A 15690-nucleotide genomic window follows, 5' to 3' on the forward strand; every position below is an offset into this window, starting at 1 on the left:
TTTCATGACGACAAACAATAGGGTAGTATTGACAAGTCAATTACAAATCATTAACAAAAAATTGCTCTAATGCATCCGTGTGGCAGGACGCAAACGCATGTGCAACGTGGTGGCAGACGAGCAAACCAGAAGCGCTCGAAGGAGAGGTGAATGGAAAGTAAAGTAGTTGTTCCGGCACAAGGCAAGAAGATCACCCTGCAAAACGGCAAACTCAACGTTCCTGAAAATCCGATTATCCCTTACATTGAAGGTGATGGAATCGGTGTAGATGTAACCCCAGCCATGCTGAAAGTGGTCGACGCTGCAGTCGAGAAAGCCTATAAAGGCGAGCGTAAAATCTCCTGGATGGAAATTTACACCGGTGAAAAATCCACCCAGGTTTATGGTCAGGACGTCTGGCTACCTGCTGAAACCCTTGATCTGATTCGTGAATATCGCGTTGCCATCAAAGGCCCGCTGACTACTCCGGTTGGTGGCGGTATTCGTTCTCTGAACGTAGCACTGCGCCAGGAACTGGATCTCTACATCTGCCTGCGCCCGGTTCGTTACTACCAGGGCACTCCAAGCCCGGTTAAACACCCTGAATTGACTGATATGGTCATCTTCCGTGAAAACTCGGAAGACATTTATGCAGGTATCGAATGGAAAGCTGACTCTGCTGACGCTGAGAAAGTGATCAAATTCCTGCGTGAAGAGATGGGGGTGAAGAAAATTCGCTTCCCGGAACATTGCGGTATCGGCATTAAGCCGTGTTCTGAAGAAGGCACCAAACGTCTGGTACGAGCAGCAATCGAATACGCAATTGCCAACGACCGTGACTCAGTGACCCTGGTGCACAAAGGCAATATCATGAAGTTCACCGAAGGCGCGTTTAAAGACTGGGGTTACCAGTTGGCGCGTGAAGAGTTTGGCGGTGAACTGATCGACGGCGGCCCGTGGCTGAAAGTCAAAAACCCGAACACCGGCAAAGAGATCGTCATTAAAGACGTGATTGCTGACGCATTCCTGCAACAGATCCTGCTGCGTCCGGCTGAATACGACGTTATCGCCTGTATGAACCTCAACGGTGACTACATTTCTGACGCACTGGCAGCACAGGTTGGCGGTATCGGTATCGCCCCTGGTGCAAACATCGGTGACGAATGCGCACTGTTTGAAGCCACCCACGGTACAGCACCGAAATATGCCGGTCAGGACAAAGTAAACCCAGGCTCTATCATTCTCTCCGCGGAGATGATGCTGCGCCATATGGGTTGGACTGAAGCCGCAGACCTGATTGTTAAAGGTATGGAAGGCGCAATCAACGCCAAGACCGTAACCTATGACTTCGAACGTCTGATGGAAGGCGCTAAACTGTTGAAATGTTCAGAGTTTGGTGACGCGATCATCAAGAACATGTAATCTCTACATGTGTTAAATATTGAAACGGGCGTGTTATACGCCCGTTGTTTTATGAAGATGTAAAATCTTCCCCAAAACTTTCCCCAAAACCCTTCCCCAAAACTGGCTATTTTCTATGCTGTTTTAATATCTACGATAACCCAGTCTTTACCACGATCATCATTGTATCGGTCGGTCATTTTTCTGGATTTATGACCTAACAACTTTTGCGTATCCAGACCCTGTTCCCGATATAACCGTTCTGACAGAGATCGCTGCTCATGAAATGTGGGCGCAGTTCCTTGCTCCCATTTTATGCCACATTTTTCCCGGGCCTTTTTAAAAGCCGTTGTCAGAGTATTTGCAGAAACCTGGTCTCCTCTGTTTGCTTGAGAGGTAGTGTGACGGTAATGGACCAGATATTTACTAACAACAGCATCCCTGCACTGAGATATAACTTCACGAAGGGTAATATTCAGAGCATCGCATTTCAGGTTAAGCGGAATAGCAAGTTTTGAACCGGTTTTTTCCTGAGTAATGTGCAACATGTCGTCCCATATATCAGAGAATTTCAAATTGCAGATATCGCCTAAACGTTGTCCAGTAACAAGAGCAAGTAGCATGCCGCATTTTAAATAGGGCTGCCGTCTGCTTACGCTTTCAAATATTGCCTGCCATTCGGGCAGTGACAATCTTTGGCGGTTTACTCGATTTCGCGGTTGTTTTGTTGCCTGCGCTGGGTTAAATCCTGGCGGAACATGTCCTGCGTGTTGTGCTTCTTTGAAGACGTCGATCAACACCATTCTCACGACTTGCGCCATCCTGTTATGACCTTCAGCCTTTACAGCATCAATTATTTCGGCAATATCAAGTGCGGTAATATCCTTGAGGTGTTGCATTCCACAATGCTCACGGAAAAGACGAATGGGTTTGCCTTTTTGCCGATAGGAGTTGGGTCTTAGTTCATTATGTTGCAGCCTGTCCTCCTGGATAGAAATATATTTATCAAGCCATTCTGTCACCGTAATGTCTGAGCGCCTGCCTTTCATTCTTTCCAGACGCTCATTGACGCTTAATATTTGTCGGGTACGTTGTTCAGCAATAATGGTATTTGCTTCAGTAGCAACTTGTTTTGCTTCATTCTCATCAGTTCCTAAGCTATGAAAACGACCGGATAGTGGATGTTTGTATTGCCAATATACCTTTCCGGTTCGCTTATCTAATTTGCAATATAAATTGGGTATAGAGATTTTGTGAGATCGGGGTCTAGCAGCCATCAGCGATTATCCGTTGGAGTTTTGGGTTTGCGTTTATTGGGAGTTGCGGTTCTGCAAGCGTTCCTACAAAACGGGAATTTCGGTCAATCATCCAGTAGCGACCAACTTTTATAGCGGGTGGGGCCATCATTTTCCCTTGCGCGTATTTTTTCAGAACTCGCTCACTTGGTGCTAAGTCCCCAAATTCTTCTTTAGCCCAGTCCTGTAAAGTGATTAGTCGAGACATTTGTCCTCCTCTTAGCTGCTGAGGGAGTTTGTGACCGATATATCTGACATGATATTAAGCTCATGGCAGGTACATCTCTTGACTGGTCATAGAGATAAATTTAATGCTGAGAAATGCAGTATTGAATTTATCAATTTTTCTATTTCCTGCGTATGGCACGTAACTTCTTAATGTGTTCTGCTGTATCGATCTCTTCGGCTATCCGCTCTGATTCCACTTTACTCACAGGTTCAAAGTCATGATTAAAGCGGAACATGCTGGCGATACATGTTCTGCCTTTTCGGATGTAGTGAACTTTGTTGTGGGTAGAACGCAGGATTTTGCAGGGAGTGCCGTGGTGGTCGACGTACCAGGTGTTAGGGTAAATCACTCTGAACATTCTTGACCTTGTGTTGTGCGGATTGATATTCAGTGCTGATATTCACCTTTATAGCGAACACCTTTACCGGTTTATCGCCAAAGTGCGGATGTGTGATTGTCTTCACTTCATATCCGTCATACGGAACATCAATTCTGCGACTGGAATCGTCGCGCTTCGGATATCCCTTTGTGATAATCAGGCGGTCATATTCCCGGAACATAATTCGCTTATTCCAGTAGTCATTACACAAGCGATACTCTTCTGTTTTCTCTCCGCGAATCATGGCATCGAAGTATTCACTTTTAACAGCAAGTTGCAGGTTAGCCATCACTTAATCCCCCTTTGTTTGCGGATAAGCTCCAGATCTTGCTGGCAACTGGCGCAAGTACGACAACCCTGAACGGCCAGTCGTCTTCGTTCATCTATCGGATCGCCACACTCACAACAATGAGTGGCAGATACAGCCAGGTAGTTCAGGCGGCGCATTTTTATTGCTGTGTTGCGCTGTAATTCTTCTATTTCTGATGCTGAATCAATGATGTCTGCCATCTTTCATTAATCCCTGAACTGTTGGTTAATACGCTTGAGGGCGAATGCGAATAATAAAAAAGGAGCCTGTAGCTCCGTGATGATTTTGTTTTTCATGTTCACCGTTCCTTAAAGACGCCGTTTAACATGCCGATCGCCAGGCTTAAATGAGTCGGTGTGAATCCCATCAGCGTTACCGTTTCGCGGTGCTTCTTCAGTACGCTACGGCAAATGTCATCGACGTTTTTATCCGGAAACTGCTGTCTGGCTTTTTTGATTTCATAGTTAGCCTGACGGGCAATACTGCGAAGGGCGTTTTCTTGCTGAGGTGTCATTGAACAAGTCCCATGTCGGCAAGCATAAGCACACAGAATATGAAGCCCGCTGCCAGAAAAATGCATTCAGTGGTTGTTATACCTGGTCTCTCTCATCTGCTTCTGCTTTCGCCACCATCATTTCCAGCTTTTGTGAAAGGGATGTGGCTAACGTATGAAATTCTTCGTCTGTTTCTACTGGTATTGGCACAAACCTGACTCCAATTTGAGCGAGGCTATGTGCCATCTCGATACTCGTTCTTAACTCAACGGGAGATGCTTTGTGCATACAGCCCCTCGTTTATTATTTATCTCCTCAGCCAGCCGCTGGGCTTTCAGTGGATTTTGGATAACAGAAAGGCCGGGAAATACCCAGCCTCGCTTTGTAACGGAGTAGACGAAAGTGATCGCGCCTACCCGGATATTATCGTGAGGATGCGTCATCGCCATTGCTCCCCAAATACAAAACCAATTTCAGCCAGTGCCTCGTCCATTTTTTCGATGAACTCCGGCACCATCTCGTCAAAACTCGCCATGTACTTTTCATCCCGCTCAACCACGACATAATGCAGTCCTTCACGCTTCATACGCGGGTCATAGTTGGCAAAGTACCAGGCATCTTTTCGCGTCACCCACATGCTGTACTGCACCTGGGCCATGTAAGCCGATTTTATGGCCTCGAAACCACCGAGCCGGAACTTCATGAAATCCCGGGAGGTAAACGGGCATTTCAGCTCAAGGCCGTTGCCGTCACTGCATAAACCATCGGGAGAGCAGGCGGTGCGCATACTTTCGTCGCGATAGATGATCGGGGATTCAGTAACATTCACGCCGGAAGTAAACTCAAACAGGGCTCTGGCGTCGTTCTCGTACTGTTTTCCCCAGGCCAGCGCCTTAGCGTTAACTTCCGGAGCCACACCGGTGCAAACCTCAGCAAGCAGAGTGTGGAAGTAGGACATTTTCATGTCAGGCCATTTCTTTCCTGATCGGGGCTTTGCTATCACGTTGTGAACTTCTGAAGCGGTGATGACGCCGAGCCGTAATTTGTGCCATGCATCATCCCCCTGTTCGACAGCTCTCACGTCGATCCCGGTACGCTGCAGGATAATGTCCGGTGTCATGCTGCCACCTTCTGCTCAGTGGCTTTCTGTTTCAGGAATCCAAGAGCTTTCACTGCTTCGGCCTGTGTCAGTTCTGACGATGCGCGAATGTCGCGGCGAAATATCTGGGAACAGAGCGGCAATAAGTCGTCATCCCATGTTTTATCCAGGGCGATCAGCAGAGTGTTAATCTCCTGCATGGTTTCATCGTTAACCGGAGTGATGTCGCGTTCCGGCTGACGTTCTGCAGTGTATGCAGTATTTTCGACAATGCGCTCGGCTTCATCCTTGTCATAGATACCAGCAAATCCGAAGGCCAGACGGGCACACTGAATCATGGCTTTATGCCGTAACATCCGTTTGGGATGCGACTGCCACGGTCCGGTGATTTCTCTGCCTTCGCGGGTTTTGAATGGTTCGCGGCGGCATTCATCCATCCACTCGGTAACGCAGATCGGATGATTGCGGTCTTTGCGGTAAATCCGGCATGTGCAGGATTCGTTGTCCTGTTCAAAGTCCATGCCGTCAAACTGCTGGTTTTCGTTGATGATGCGGGACCAGCCATCAACGCCCACCACCGGAACGATGCCGTTCTGCTTATCAGGGAAGGCGTAAATTTCTTTCGTCCACGGATTAAGACCGTACTGGTTGGCGACGATCAGCAATGCGATGAACTGCGCATCGCTGGCATCACCTTTAAATGCCGTCTGGCGAAGAGTGGTGATCAGTTCCTGTGGGTCGACAGAATCCATGCCGACTCGTTCAGCCAGCTTCCCAGCCAGCGTTGCGAGTGCTGTACTCATCCGTTTTATACCTCTGAATCAATATCAACCTGGTGGTGAGCAATGGTTTCAACCATGTACCGGATGTGTTCTGCCATGCGCTCCTGAAACTCAACATCGTCATCAAACGCACGGGTAATGGCTTTTTTGCTGGCCCCGTGGCGTTGCAAATGATCGATGCATAGCGATTCAAACAGGTGCTGGGGCAGGCCTTTTTCCATGTCGTCTGCCAGTTCTGCCTCTTTCTCTTCTCGGGCGATCTGCTGGTAGTGACGCGCCCAGCTCTGAGCCTCAAGACGATCCTGAATGTAATAAGCGTTCATGGCTGAACTCCTGAAATAGCTGTGAAAATATCGCCCGCGAAATGCCAGGCTGATTAGGAAAACAGGAAAGGGGATTAGTGATTGAGGCCGTTACCGCGTCCGTCGAGAAAAACTTCCACGAGCAAATCACGGGTATAAGTGCGCTCGATGCCGCGATGCAGATAAAGCCGTCCGCGTAAATTAGCTGATGCAGTCCAGGTACCATCTTTGTGTTTGACCAGCATGCCTGGCATGACCGCACCGCGATTAACGGTCTGCGTTCCGTAATGTTGATGAACCATAAAAACTCCTGCCCGTAAGCTGGGCTGCTGAACATATAGAGACTTCTGCGCGTATTCAGGCGGTGGATGGCCGCCGGTTGTCATAACTAAGCCGCCTCGTTGAAGCGACTGAGGTATAAAGTGTTGAGTTGATTTCAGCTGGTCACACCGACGTTCACGCGTCCGCTTCACCCCTCGCACTCCCCGGAGCCTGCTGAAATTCAAGCTGCGGATCTAAGCGGTCATCGCAACAGTGAATCAGGTGGTTGCCGTATCGTTGTGTTGTTGCGATATGGTAATAATAGCTATTGCTATTGGTGACATCAATACTTATTGCTATTAATTAATGTGTTTTGATATCAAATGTTTGATAGCAAAAAGAATTTATTTTGTGACTTGCATCGCATAGCGATAACTGAAGCGAGGTTGTGGTGGTTTTTTGAACGGTGTGTGATGAGGGGAGGCAAAAAAAACCCGGCACGGTGGCCGGGTTAGTTGTGAGCATTAGGCTGCTGTGTTTAAAATAATACTTGCAGCTTGTTCTACAGAGTTTACAGCTGTAATAGATATATCGTAAGTATAAGCAAGATCTTGAAGTGCTAAGAAAGCACTCTTAATGGATGCAATGTTTTTATCAGTATAAGCAGGGTTATCATCCTCAGGTTTATAGATTATAAGTTTATGAGTATCGCGAGGGAATATATCGCCATGTTTTTTTATCATTGATAAATCAGAGATTTTTGCCTTTCCATCTTTTACTTGTTCGGTTAAGTTATGCGGAAGTAATTTTCCAGTGTTGATGGCCGCATGGTCGCTCAGATAAAATATCTTTGCAGGTCGATGCCCATCGCTAAAACTAAATTGTCGATTGAAGAATATATTTCTTCTGTTATCTTTATTTATGACAGCATCGAGTAGTTGCGTTGACCATCGATCTTTTTCCCTCGAATTACTAGAGCGTTTTTTTACATGATTATTTTCAATTTCTAGAAGCGAGGATAAGCTAGATGATAGAGCAACCGCCTGTCGCAATATACCTGTAACACTAGCAGACACGGCTTGTCGAGGAGTGCTCAATGTAATGCCTGAGATAGGAGGAACCCATCCGGAAAAATTTTTATTATTTTCAAGGTGATATTGAAGGCTGTTTGAAATAACCTCAATCATGCGATTGAAAGAAGACGCTCTGAATCCGTACATGGCTTCGATAACTTCTTTCCTTATTGCTGGCTTTACGAGAACATCTCCGTTGGACGTTACCACAGCGACTATGACAGTCAGTCTTTCACCCGAACCTACCATTGGCTCAAGATATACAGACGCCCAGCTACCTGTTGAGGTTGGCATCGCTGGTGCTGATTTCAAGAGTTGATCAAGGTTTAGCATTGTAATTTATCTGTGTCTGTTTCGGTTTTATCTGCTCATATAGTATGTCACCAAGTACCTCTATTCTAGCAGAAAGGAATGATAACATCTGGTTCTTGGGTTTAGTGTGAACACTGGCATAAATCTCTTCATCTAATTTTTCGATAGAATCTTGTTTACAAGATGATGCCCATGCTCGAGCATCATTTGCTGCCATTTGGATAGCAATTTCATTGTTGCGATCTATTAAGTCATTTGCAAGTTGAAGCAGTTGATTTGAATAGTAATCTATACCAGTTTGGTCTGGAGATAATCCAGGAGGGATTGCAGTTTCGTGATCAATCAGAATAAAGTCGTCACCATTAAATAGTAAATTTCCATTATGACGATCATCCATTGCAATCCATTCATCAAAATAGGCTGCTTTTTGCAATAGAGGCCATGATTCCAGTGCCTTAAGAACTCCAGAATCAGATGAATTGCTGATGAACTGCGTAAAGCTGGGGTAAGCGGTATCAATACTCCCAAAAAAAGGTTGGTTGTTATTATCAAATAGTAATACTGGTTCTGGAATCGGAAGAGAGAGCAACCTACCAAGTGCAGCACAAGTAATTTCGGTGGCGATACCTCTGTTTGAAAGTTGCTTCGCAAAAACAATGACTTCTTCTACATCTCCAGACTCAGACTGAAGAATTGCAGCACCTTTAATTGGGCGATGGTGTCCTTCTTCAATAACAATTCCGCCAGGAAGCAGTCTTCCTACTCTAATCACGGATATTACCTCAACTCAATCTATCGTAATGTATCAAAAAATTCTGTAACATTGCCTTTATGGGCTTTCAAAAAACTATCTATCAGTCCATGCTCAATTAAGCCATCGCGAATTACATTTTCATCCATGCTTTCTGTATGTCTGCGGCATGCTCCCAATAACCTTACCGAATATGAATACCCGGTTCATCTCATCTTTCTCGATCGGGTCCCACGGTGAGTAGCTTTTGTTATCAGAGATAACCAGCAGCTTATCCTTCATCATTTGCAGGCGCTTTACATGGGCTGTGTCGTCGTACAGAAACGCATAGATACCATCACCGTCGAAAGATTTAACCGTGATATCAACGAATAGAAGATCACCAGGTTCAATCGTTCCTGACATGCTGTCACCGCGTACGTTAATGATGCGGATATTTTCTGCCTTCCTACCATCGAACATGTGACGAGCATCGTCAAACGAGTACTCAACCGAGCGTAGAACTTCTACAAACTCACGGTTGATGACTCCCGGCCCGGCACTGACTTCTATATCAAGAACGTCAATCTTGAAGTATTTGGAGTGGTTGACAGCAGGCTTTCCTGATTGTTGACCGTCATTTCTCATCGGGCCTATGCCTGATGAAAGCCACTCTGTTCGAACACCCAATGCATTAGCTATTTCAACAATTTTTGTTGAGCCGCGCGCGTTGCCGCTTGTCAGTCTCCAGATAGTGGGTTGAGCTACGCCAGACGCCTTTGCAAGAGCGCCTTGAGACATTCCAGATTGTTCCATCGCTAGGTTTAAGCGATCAGCAAGAGTTTCTTTTTTCATAAGTTTTAATTTATACGCTTGCGTATTGATGGTCAAAACACGTTTTGCTATTGATTTTGGTTAATACGCATTGCTATTATTCATTCATTTCAATACCAATAGGAATTGATAATGACAAATAAAACCATTCAACTCGCAATCAGTATTACAGGTAGTCAAAAACGACTGGCAGATCTATGCGGTGTAGCCCAACCCACTGTTTGGCGTTGGCTACACGGTGGCGGAATTGATGCCCGCTATGTAATGAAAATTGTCTCAGCCACTGGTGGAAAGATTAAACCAGCAGATATTCGTCCCGACCTCGCACCATTGTTTAACGCGAGTAATTCTGCCGCCTAATCTGCGGCGTGAACTGATAAGGCAATGACTATGCAACCACTTACATACCAACAGACTAGCGGATTTAGCCCGACTGCGGTGATAAATCGTTCTCAAACAAAACAGGTGCCAGGCCACGAAAAAATCCGTGATGCCGTCCGCGCCTGGTCGGCTGTAGATAATCAGGATGTCGTTGCCACACTCATTGTGAATGAGTATCGGGAGCAGGGCGGCGGCACCATCGATTTCCCTGATGATGTCAGCCGTGCACGCCAGAAGCTGTTCCGCTTCCTCGATAACAAATTCGATTCTGAAAAATACCGAAATAACGTGCGTGAACTGACCCCGGCAATTCTGGCGGTACTACCGCTGGAATATCGCGGTTACCTGGTTGAGCAGGATAGCTTCATGGTTAGGTTGGCTGAAATGGAAAAGGAACTCAGTGAGGCAAAACAGGCTGTCATTCTCAACGCACCACGCCACCAGAAACTGAAGGAAATTAGTGAAGGTATTGTGTCGATGTTTCGTGTGGACCCAGATCTGGCTGGTCCATTGATGGCGATGGTTACTACCATGCTGGGGGCGATATGACAGGTTCAGAAATGGCGAAAGCCGGTCTGCTGGAACAGAACCGACTTTCAGGTGCAAATCGTAACACACTCATTGCGGGAGGAATTATGGCAAACACTGCTGAGATATTCAATTTTCCAGTGCCGGATGCGGCACAAAAGGAGCCGCGCGTGGCAGATCTCGATGATGGTTATACGCGCATTGCAAATGAGTTGCTGGAAGCTGTGATGCTGGCCGGATTAACACAGCACCAGCTTCTGGTCTTTCTGGCTGTCATGCGCAAAACATATGGCTTTAATAAAAAACTGGATTGGGTTAGCAACGAGCAACTTTCCGAATTAACCGGGATATTGCCGCACAAGTGTTCTGCTGCAAAAAGTGCTCTGGTAAAGCGTGGGATTTTTATTCAGAGCGGGCGGAATATAGGCATTAATAATGTGGTCAGTGAATGGTCAACATTACCCGAATCAGGTAAGAAAAATAAAGTTTACCTGAAAGAGGTAAATTTACCTGAATCAGGTAAGAAAAGTTTACCCAAATCAGGTAAAGGCACTTACCCGAATCAGGTAAACACAAAAGACAAACTAACAAAAGACAATATAAAACCTTATTCGTCCGAGAATTCTGGCGAATCCTCTGACCTGCCAGAAAACGACCTTCCTGTGGTGAAAGCGGATGCTGCGATTCAGAGCGGCAGCAAGTGGGGGACAGCAGAAGACCTGACCGCCGCAGAGTGGATGTTTGACATGGTGAAGACCATCGCGCCATCAGCCAGAAAACCGAATTTTGCAGGGTGGGCTAACGATATCCGTCTGATGCGTGAACGTGACGGCCGTAACCACCGCGACATGTGCGTGCTGTTCCGCTGGGCATGCCAGGACAACTTCTGGTCCGGTAACGTGCTAAGTCCGGCCAAACTCCGCGACAAGTGGACCCAACTCGAAATCAACCGTAACAAGCAACAGGCTGGCGTGACAGCCGGAAAATCAAAACTCGACCTGACAAACACTGACTGGATTTACGGGGTGGATTTATGAAAAACATCGCCGCACAGATGGTTAACTTTGACCGTGAGCAGATGCGCCGGATCGCCAACAACATGCCGGAACAGTACGACGAAAAGCCGCAGGTACAACAGGTAGCGCAGATCATCAACGGTGTGTTCAGCCAGTTACTGGCAACTTTCCCGGCGAGCCTGGCTAACCGGGACCAGAACGAACTGAACGAAATCCGCCGCCAGTGGGTTCTGGCTTTCCGGGAAAACGGGATCACCACGATGGAACAGGTTAACGCAGGAATGCGCGTAGCCCGTCGGCAGAATCGACCATTCCTGCCATCACCCGGGCAGTTTGTTGCCTGGTGCCGGGAAGAAGCATCCGTTACCGCCGGGCTGCCAAACGCCAGCGAGCTGGTTGATATGGTTTACGAGTATTGCCGGAAACGTGGCCTGTATCCGGATGCAGAGTCTTATCCGTGGAAATCAAACGCGCACTACTGGCTGGTTACCAACCTGTATCAGAACATGCGGGCCAATGCGCTGACTGATGCGGAATTACGGCGCAAGGCTGCCGATGAACTGGCCTGTATGACAGCGCGAATTAACCGTGATGAGGCGATACCTGAACCAGTAAAACAACTTCCTGTCATGGGCGGTAGACCTCTAAATCGTGCACAGGCTCTGGCGAAGATCGCAGAAATCAAAGCTAAGTTTGGGCTGAAAGGAGCAAGTGTATGACGGGCAAAGAGGCAATTATTCATTACCTGGGGACGCATAAGAGCTTCTGTGCACAGGACGTTGCCGCGGTAACAGGCGCAACCGTAACCAGCATAAATCAGGCTGCGGCTAAAATGGCGCGGGCAGGAATCCTGGTCGTTGATGGTAAGGTCTGGCGAACGGTGTATTACCGGTTCGCTACCAGAGAAGAACGGGAAGGAAAGGTGAGCACGAATCTGATTTTTAAGGAGTGTCGCCAGAGTGCCGCGATGAAACGGGTATTGAGGGTATATAAAAGAACATCAATGGGTACACAATGATGAAACAGGTGAGTTGAGTTCAAACTGTAGTACAATTCTCTCCAGTTTGAACAGGAAAGAATATGCTATGAACCCTTATATTTATCTTGGTGGTGCAATACTTGCAGAGGTCATTGGTACAACCTTAATGAAGTTTTCAGAAGGTTTTACACGGTTATGGCCATCTGTTGGTACAATTATTTGTTATTGTGCATCATTCTGGTTATTAGCTCAGACGCTGGCTTATATTCCTACAGGGATTGCTTATGCTATCTGGTCAGGAGTCGGTATTGTCCTGATTAGCTTACTGTCATGGGGACTTTTCGGCCAACGGCTGGACCTGCCAGCCATTATAGGCATGATGTTGATTTGTGCCGGTGTGTTGGTTATTAATTTATTGTCACGAAGCACACCACATTAAAATAATTTGTTTCTAAACGACTAAAATATGGAGGCTCTTATATTTATATGAGCCTCGTTTTATGCTTTTTGTTAATGTCTTTATTTTTTATGTATTCTTTTGTGCTTTCAAGATTATGGCGTAAGAAAATTGCAATACGATTATTGTTGTATATTCAAGATAATGTGACCTTAATTGTCTTTTTAAATAAAAATTAAACAAAAATTATATCCCACCACTAAGGTTTATAAAAGCATACGTTAGCAGGTGTCACCATGAAAAAAGCCATAGCATATATGCGATTTTCATCACCAGGTCAGATGTCTGGTGACTCATTAAACCGACAGAGAAGACTTATTGCTGAATGGTTAAAGGTAAATAGTGATTATTATCTTGATACCATAACATATGAAGATTTAGGATTAAGTGCATTCAAAGGAAAGCATGCACAATCAGGAGCTTTTTCGGAATTTTTAGATGCTATAGAGCATGGTTATATATTGCCAGGAACTACATTGTTAGTTGAAAGTCTGGACAGACTTTCAAGAGAAAAAGTCGGTGAAGCGATTGAACGTCTGAAATTGATTTTGAATCACGGTATTGATGTTATAACTCTTTGCGACAATACAGTCTATAATATTGACTCTTTGAATGAGCCATATTCATTAATAAAAGCCATACTTATAGCACAAAGGGCAAATGAAGAAAGCGAGATAAAGTCAAGTCGGGTTAAATTATCATGGAAGAAAAAACGGCAGGATGCACTGGAATCAGGTACGATTATGACGGCGTCTTGTCCGAGATGGCTCTCCTTAGATGACAAAAGAACGGCTTTTGTTCCAGACCCCGACAGGGTGAAAACTATTGAGCTAATTTTTAAACTCAGGATGGAAAGGCGCTCATTGAATGCAATAGCCAAGTATTTAAATGATCATGCTGTAAAGAATTTCTCAGGAAAAGAAAGTGCATGGGGACCTTCTGTAATTGAAAAATTATTAGCGAATAAAGCTCTGATAGGTATATGCGTACCTTCATATCGTGCAAGAGGGAAAGGGATAAGTGAAATCGCTGGCTATTATCCCAGAGTCATATCAGATGATTTGTTTTACGCTGTACAGGAAATTCGGTTGGCACCTTTTGGTATTAGCAATAGTAGCAAGAATCCTATGCTAATAAATCTACTTCGAACAGTTATGAAGTGTGAGGCTTGTGGTAATACCATGATTGTTCATGCGGTATCTGGAAGTTTGCATGGCTATTATGTTTGTCCGATGAGAAGATTACATCGATGTGACAGGCCATCAATAAAAAGAGATTTGGTTGATTATAATATCATTAATGAATTGCTTTTTAATTGTAGCAAAATTCAACCAGTTGAAAACAAGAAAGATGCTAATGAAACTTTAGAGTTAAAAATTATTGAGCTTCAGATGAAAATTAATAATTTAATCGTTGCATTGTCTGTCGCGCCTGAAGTTACCGCTATAGCAGAGAAAATAAGACTATTAGATAAGGAATTACGAAGGGCTTCGGTATCATTGAAAACTTTGAAGAGTAAAGGTGTAAATTCATTCAGTGATTTTTATGCTATTGACTTAACCAGTAAAAATGGACGAGAGTTATGCCGTACACTTGCCTATAAAACATTCGAAAAAATCATAATTAATACGGATAATAAAACCTGTGATATCTATTTTATGAATGGCATTGTTTTTAAACACTATCCTTTAATGAAAGTAATATCCGCCCAGCAGGCGATAAGTGCTCTCAAATATATGGTTGATGGTGAGATTTATTTCTAAATAATGATCTCGGATTTTAAGTTATGCTATGGTGATAAAGTGCAAGACAGAATTAATTATCTTTGACGAAACTTAATGGGTAATTACTTTGTTTGCTCCCACAAGCGAGTTTTGTACGGCTGTATTGGGGTAGTAAATGAGCTATACAATCTTAATCATTTGTTAGGTGAGAACTCTTGGTCGCAGATTCAAATACTGAAAATACGTGACAAATTATTATGAGCAAAATGGTGTATGTCACGTATTTTGAATGGTAGGTTAAAAAATAACACCGACTTTCGTAGGTATTACTAATAATAAAGCAGAGTTTTTAGATAGTATCAATGTGCTTTGTGTATATTGTGGCAAATAATTGGGTTGGGGGTACAATTGTGATTGCTTTTGCATAAACATTGCGCCTTTATGCATAATGAGATAAAGGAATATCAAATAAAATAACGATAGGTCATAACAAAGAGGTTTTTATGAAAACACTTATCGTTTCAACTGTATTGGCATTCATAACATTTTCTGCGCAGGCTGCAGCATTTCAGGTCACTAGTAATGAAATAAAAACAGGAGAGCAACTTACAACGTCTCATGTCTTTTCTGGATTTGGGTGTGAAGGTGGTAATACATCGCCCTCATTAACCTGGTCTGGTGTTCCTGAAGGTACCAAAAGCTTTGCCGTAACTGTATATGATCCAGATGCACCTACAGGCAGTGGTTGGTGGCATTGGACTGTTGTTAATATTCCAGCAACAATAACATATTTGCCCGTTGATGCAGGGAGACGTGATGGAACAAAACTGCCGACTGGTGCTGTTCAAGGCCGAAATGATTTTGGCTATGCTGGGTTTGGTGGCGCATGTCCTCCTAAAGGAGATAAACCACATCATTACCACTGAATTGTTGGCTATGCGGTTTCTTGTTAGCCCCGGTAATCTTCTTCGTCGCCAAACATAGAAAGATTATCGGGGTTTTCGCTTTTCTGGCTCCTGTAAATCCACATCAGAACCAGTTCCCTGCCACCTTACGGCGTGGCCAGCCACAAAATTCCTTAAACGATCAGTAATCTAGCACTAATCTTCTGAACACTCAAGAATG

The 15690-nt window shown here is 44.9% G+C and carries 25 protein-coding genes and 1 pseudogene; 11 read left to right on the plus strand and 15 right to left on the minus strand.

What is annotated here, in order from left to right:
- Positions 1-150: 150 nt before the first annotated feature.
- On the plus strand, positions 151-1401 hold the full coding sequence (gene icd / locus ESM_RS0117475) for an NADP-dependent isocitrate dehydrogenase (RefSeq protein WP_000444487.1): 1251 nt from the start codon (positions 151-153) through the stop codon (positions 1399-1401).
- Between the two features lie 113 nt (positions 1402-1514).
- On the opposite strand, the gene ESM_RS0117480 is transcribed toward icd, so the two are convergent.
- The 15 genes from ESM_RS0117480 to ESM_RS0117550 form a co-directional block, all read right to left on the minus strand.
- Positions 1515-2657, minus strand: coding sequence for a site-specific integrase (locus ESM_RS0117480; protein WP_000741339.1), 1143 nt, complete (start codon positions 2655-2657; stop codon positions 1515-1517).
- Positions 2647-2883, minus strand: coding sequence for an excisionase (locus ESM_RS0117485; protein WP_000088653.1), 237 nt, complete (start codon positions 2881-2883; stop codon positions 2647-2649). The genes ESM_RS0117480 and ESM_RS0117485 overlap by 11 nt, the downstream gene beginning before the upstream one ends.
- 139 nt (positions 2884-3022) lie before the next feature.
- Positions 3023-3262 carry a DUF4222 domain-containing protein gene (locus tag ESM_RS0117490; protein ID WP_000490217.1) on the minus strand — a complete coding sequence of 80 codons (240 nt, stop codon included), beginning with the start codon at positions 3260-3262 and terminating at the stop codon, positions 3023-3025.
- Positions 3240-3572, minus strand: coding sequence for an ASCH domain-containing protein (locus ESM_RS0117495; protein WP_000002140.1), 333 nt, complete (start codon positions 3570-3572; stop codon positions 3240-3242). Before ESM_RS0117495 ends, ESM_RS0117490 begins: the two co-directional genes overlap by 23 nt.
- Entirely contained in the window at positions 3572-3793 is a 222-nt protein-coding gene (locus ESM_RS0117500) for a TraR/DksA family transcriptional regulator (protein ID WP_000763374.1), read from the minus strand. The genes ESM_RS0117495 and ESM_RS0117500 overlap by 1 nt, the downstream gene beginning before the upstream one ends.
- 98 nt (positions 3794-3891) lie before the next feature.
- Positions 3892-4107, minus strand: coding sequence for a hypothetical protein (locus ESM_RS0117510; RefSeq protein ID WP_000188880.1), 216 nt, complete (start codon positions 4105-4107; stop codon positions 3892-3894).
- Positions 4108-4183: 76 nt separating this feature from the next.
- Positions 4184-4375: a DUF1382 family protein gene (locus tag ESM_RS0117515; RefSeq protein WP_000548537.1), complete on the minus strand. Its 192-nt coding sequence runs from the start codon at positions 4373-4375 to the stop codon at positions 4184-4186.
- Positions 4348-4530, minus strand: coding sequence for a DUF1317 domain-containing protein (locus ESM_RS01000000125205; protein WP_000149539.1), 183 nt, complete (start codon positions 4528-4530; stop codon positions 4348-4350). Before ESM_RS01000000125205 ends, ESM_RS0117515 begins: the two co-directional genes overlap by 28 nt.
- Positions 4527-5207 carry a lambda exonuclease family protein gene (locus ESM_RS0117520; protein WP_000186789.1) on the minus strand — a complete coding sequence of 227 codons (681 nt, stop codon included), beginning with the start codon at positions 5205-5207 and terminating at the stop codon, positions 4527-4529. The genes ESM_RS01000000125205 and ESM_RS0117520 overlap by 4 nt, the downstream gene beginning before the upstream one ends.
- On the minus strand, positions 5204-5989 hold the full coding sequence (gene bet / locus ESM_RS0117525) for a phage recombination protein Bet (protein WP_000100847.1): 786 nt from the start codon (positions 5987-5989) through the stop codon (positions 5204-5206). The genes ESM_RS0117520 and bet overlap by 4 nt, the downstream gene beginning before the upstream one ends.
- Before the next feature lie 5 nt (positions 5990-5994).
- Entirely contained in the window at positions 5995-6291 is a 297-nt protein-coding gene (locus tag ESM_RS01000000125210; RefSeq protein ID WP_000995439.1) for a host-nuclease inhibitor Gam family protein, read from the minus strand.
- A 74-nt stretch (positions 6292-6365) separates the two neighbouring features.
- A complete protein-coding gene (locus tag ESM_RS0117535) occupies positions 6366-6572 on the minus strand; it encodes a phage encoded cell division inhibitor protein (RefSeq protein WP_000233576.1) in 207 nt (68 codons plus the stop codon).
- Between the two features lie 483 nt (positions 6573-7055).
- Positions 7056-7937 carry a hypothetical protein gene (locus ESM_RS0117540; protein WP_000933177.1) on the minus strand — a complete coding sequence of 294 codons (882 nt, stop codon included), beginning with the start codon at positions 7935-7937 and terminating at the stop codon, positions 7056-7058.
- A complete protein-coding gene (locus ESM_RS0117545; protein WP_000621692.1) occupies positions 7924-8688 on the minus strand; it encodes a hypothetical protein in 765 nt (254 codons plus the stop codon). The genes ESM_RS0117540 and ESM_RS0117545 overlap by 14 nt, the downstream gene beginning before the upstream one ends.
- Before the next feature lie 120 nt (positions 8689-8808).
- Entirely contained in the window at positions 8809-9501 is a 693-nt protein-coding gene (locus ESM_RS0117550) for an XRE family transcriptional regulator (RefSeq protein ID WP_000712399.1), read from the minus strand.
- Positions 9502-9612: 111 nt separating this feature from the next.
- Between ESM_RS0117550 and ESM_RS01000000125215 the strand changes: the two genes are divergently transcribed.
- The 10 genes and pseudogenes from ESM_RS01000000125215 to ESM_RS1000000129530 all read left to right on the plus strand — a co-directional run bounded on the left by ESM_RS01000000125215 (position 9613) and on the right by ESM_RS1000000129530 (position 15658).
- Positions 9613-9840 (plus strand): helix-turn-helix domain-containing protein, encoded by a 228-nt coding sequence (locus ESM_RS01000000125215; protein WP_000182697.1) that lies wholly within the window; start codon positions 9613-9615, stop codon positions 9838-9840.
- 30 nt (positions 9841-9870) lie between these two features.
- Positions 9871-10410 (plus strand): toxin YdaT domain-containing protein, encoded by a 540-nt coding sequence (locus tag ESM_RS0117555; protein WP_001182904.1) that lies wholly within the window; start codon positions 9871-9873, stop codon positions 10408-10410.
- The gene (locus ESM_RS01000000125220) at positions 10407-11426 is read left to right on the plus strand and encodes a replication protein (RefSeq protein WP_000147879.1); all 1020 of its coding nucleotides are present in this window, start codon (positions 10407-10409) and stop codon (positions 11424-11426) included. Before ESM_RS0117555 ends, ESM_RS01000000125220 begins: the two co-directional genes overlap by 4 nt.
- Positions 11423-12124, plus strand: a complete 702-nt coding sequence (locus ESM_RS0117565) for a replication protein P (protein WP_000788889.1) — start codon at positions 11423-11425, stop codon at positions 12122-12124. Before ESM_RS01000000125220 ends, ESM_RS0117565 begins: the two co-directional genes overlap by 4 nt.
- Positions 12121-12423: a protein ren gene (locus ESM_RS0117570; protein ID WP_000145915.1), complete on the plus strand. Its 303-nt coding sequence runs from the start codon at positions 12121-12123 to the stop codon at positions 12421-12423. The genes ESM_RS0117565 and ESM_RS0117570 overlap by 4 nt, the downstream gene beginning before the upstream one ends.
- Before the next feature lie 67 nt (positions 12424-12490).
- Positions 12491-12823: a multidrug efflux SMR transporter EmrE gene (emrE, locus tag ESM_RS0117575; protein WP_001070451.1), complete on the plus strand. Its 333-nt coding sequence runs from the start codon at positions 12491-12493 to the stop codon at positions 12821-12823.
- Positions 12824-12870: 47 nt separating this feature from the next.
- Positions 12871-13020, plus strand: coding sequence for a protein YlcJ (gene ylcJ, locus ESM_RS1000000128510; RefSeq protein ID WP_001299444.1), 150 nt, complete (start codon positions 12871-12873; stop codon positions 13018-13020).
- A 57-nt stretch (positions 13021-13077) separates the two neighbouring features.
- Positions 13078-14604, plus strand: coding sequence for a recombinase family protein (locus ESM_RS0117580; protein WP_000709082.1), 1527 nt, complete (start codon positions 13078-13080; stop codon positions 14602-14604).
- A gap of 464 nt (positions 14605-15068) precedes the next feature.
- Positions 15069-15485 (plus strand): annotated as a pseudogene (gene ybcL, locus ESM_RS1000000127100) (Raf kinase inhibitor-like protein YbcL); the annotation flags it as partial.
- Between the two features lie 41 nt (positions 15486-15526).
- Positions 15527-15658, plus strand: a complete 132-nt coding sequence (locus ESM_RS1000000129530) for a hypothetical protein (protein WP_032195848.1) — start codon at positions 15527-15529, stop codon at positions 15656-15658.
- Positions 15659-15690: the final 32 nt, after the last annotated feature.

This window comes from Escherichia sp. TW09308, from assembly GCF_000208565.1.
Classification (GTDB): domain Bacteria; phylum Pseudomonadota; class Gammaproteobacteria; order Enterobacterales; family Enterobacteriaceae; genus Escherichia; species Escherichia marmotae.

Coding starts and splice junctions, on each gene's coding strand:
- ESM_RS0117550 (WP_000712399.1), bottom strand. CDS start 9,501: ATGAAAAAAGAAACTCTTGCTGATCGCTTAAACCTAGCGATGGAACAA.
- ESM_RS0117490 (WP_000490217.1), bottom strand. CDS start 3,262: ATGTTCAGAGTGATTTACCCTAACACCTGGTACGTCGACCACCACGGC.
- ESM_RS01000000125215 (WP_000182697.1), top strand. CDS start 9,613: ATGACAAATAAAACCATTCAACTCGCAATCAGTATTACAGGTAGTCAA.
- ESM_RS0117515 (WP_000548537.1), bottom strand. CDS start 4,375: ATGCACAAAGCATCTCCCGTTGAGTTAAGAACGAGTATCGAGATGGCA.
- ESM_RS0117555 (WP_001182904.1), top strand. CDS start 9,871: ATGCAACCACTTACATACCAACAGACTAGCGGATTTAGCCCGACTGCG.
- icd (WP_000444487.1), top strand. CDS start 151: ATGGAAAGTAAAGTAGTTGTTCCGGCACAAGGCAAGAAGATCACCCTG.
- emrE (WP_001070451.1), top strand. CDS start 12,491: ATGAACCCTTATATTTATCTTGGTGGTGCAATACTTGCAGAGGTCATT.
- ESM_RS0117540 (WP_000933177.1), bottom strand. CDS start 7,937: ATGCTAAACCTTGATCAACTCTTGAAATCAGCACCAGCGATGCCAACC.
- ESM_RS0117570 (WP_000145915.1), top strand. CDS start 12,121: ATGACGGGCAAAGAGGCAATTATTCATTACCTGGGGACGCATAAGAGC.
- ESM_RS0117510 (WP_000188880.1), bottom strand. CDS start 4,107: ATGACACCTCAGCAAGAAAACGCCCTTCGCAGTATTGCCCGTCAGGCT.
- ESM_RS01000000125205 (WP_000149539.1), bottom strand. CDS start 4,530: ATGACGCATCCTCACGATAATATCCGGGTAGGCGCGATCACTTTCGTC.
- ESM_RS0117485 (WP_000088653.1), bottom strand. CDS start 2,883: ATGTCTCGACTAATCACTTTACAGGACTGGGCTAAAGAAGAATTTGGG.
- ESM_RS0117535 (WP_000233576.1), bottom strand. CDS start 6,572: ATGGTTCATCAACATTACGGAACGCAGACCGTTAATCGCGGTGCGGTC.
- ESM_RS01000000125210 (WP_000995439.1), bottom strand. CDS start 6,291: ATGAACGCTTATTACATTCAGGATCGTCTTGAGGCTCAGAGCTGGGCG.
- ESM_RS0117520 (WP_000186789.1), bottom strand. CDS start 5,207: ATGACACCGGACATTATCCTGCAGCGTACCGGGATCGACGTGAGAGCT.
- ESM_RS0117480 (WP_000741339.1), bottom strand. CDS start 2,657: ATGGCTGCTAGACCCCGATCTCACAAAATCTCTATACCCAATTTATAT.
- ylcJ (WP_001299444.1), top strand. CDS start 12,871: ATGAGCCTCGTTTTATGCTTTTTGTTAATGTCTTTATTTTTTATGTAT.
- ESM_RS0117580 (WP_000709082.1), top strand. CDS start 13,078: ATGAAAAAAGCCATAGCATATATGCGATTTTCATCACCAGGTCAGATG.
- ESM_RS0117500 (WP_000763374.1), bottom strand. CDS start 3,793: ATGGCAGACATCATTGATTCAGCATCAGAAATAGAAGAATTACAGCGC.
- ESM_RS0117565 (WP_000788889.1), top strand. CDS start 11,423: ATGAAAAACATCGCCGCACAGATGGTTAACTTTGACCGTGAGCAGATG.
- bet (WP_000100847.1), bottom strand. CDS start 5,989: ATGAGTACAGCACTCGCAACGCTGGCTGGGAAGCTGGCTGAACGAGTC.
- ESM_RS0117495 (WP_000002140.1), bottom strand. CDS start 3,572: ATGGCTAACCTGCAACTTGCTGTTAAAAGTGAATACTTCGATGCCATG.
- ESM_RS01000000125220 (WP_000147879.1), top strand. CDS start 10,407: ATGACAGGTTCAGAAATGGCGAAAGCCGGTCTGCTGGAACAGAACCGA.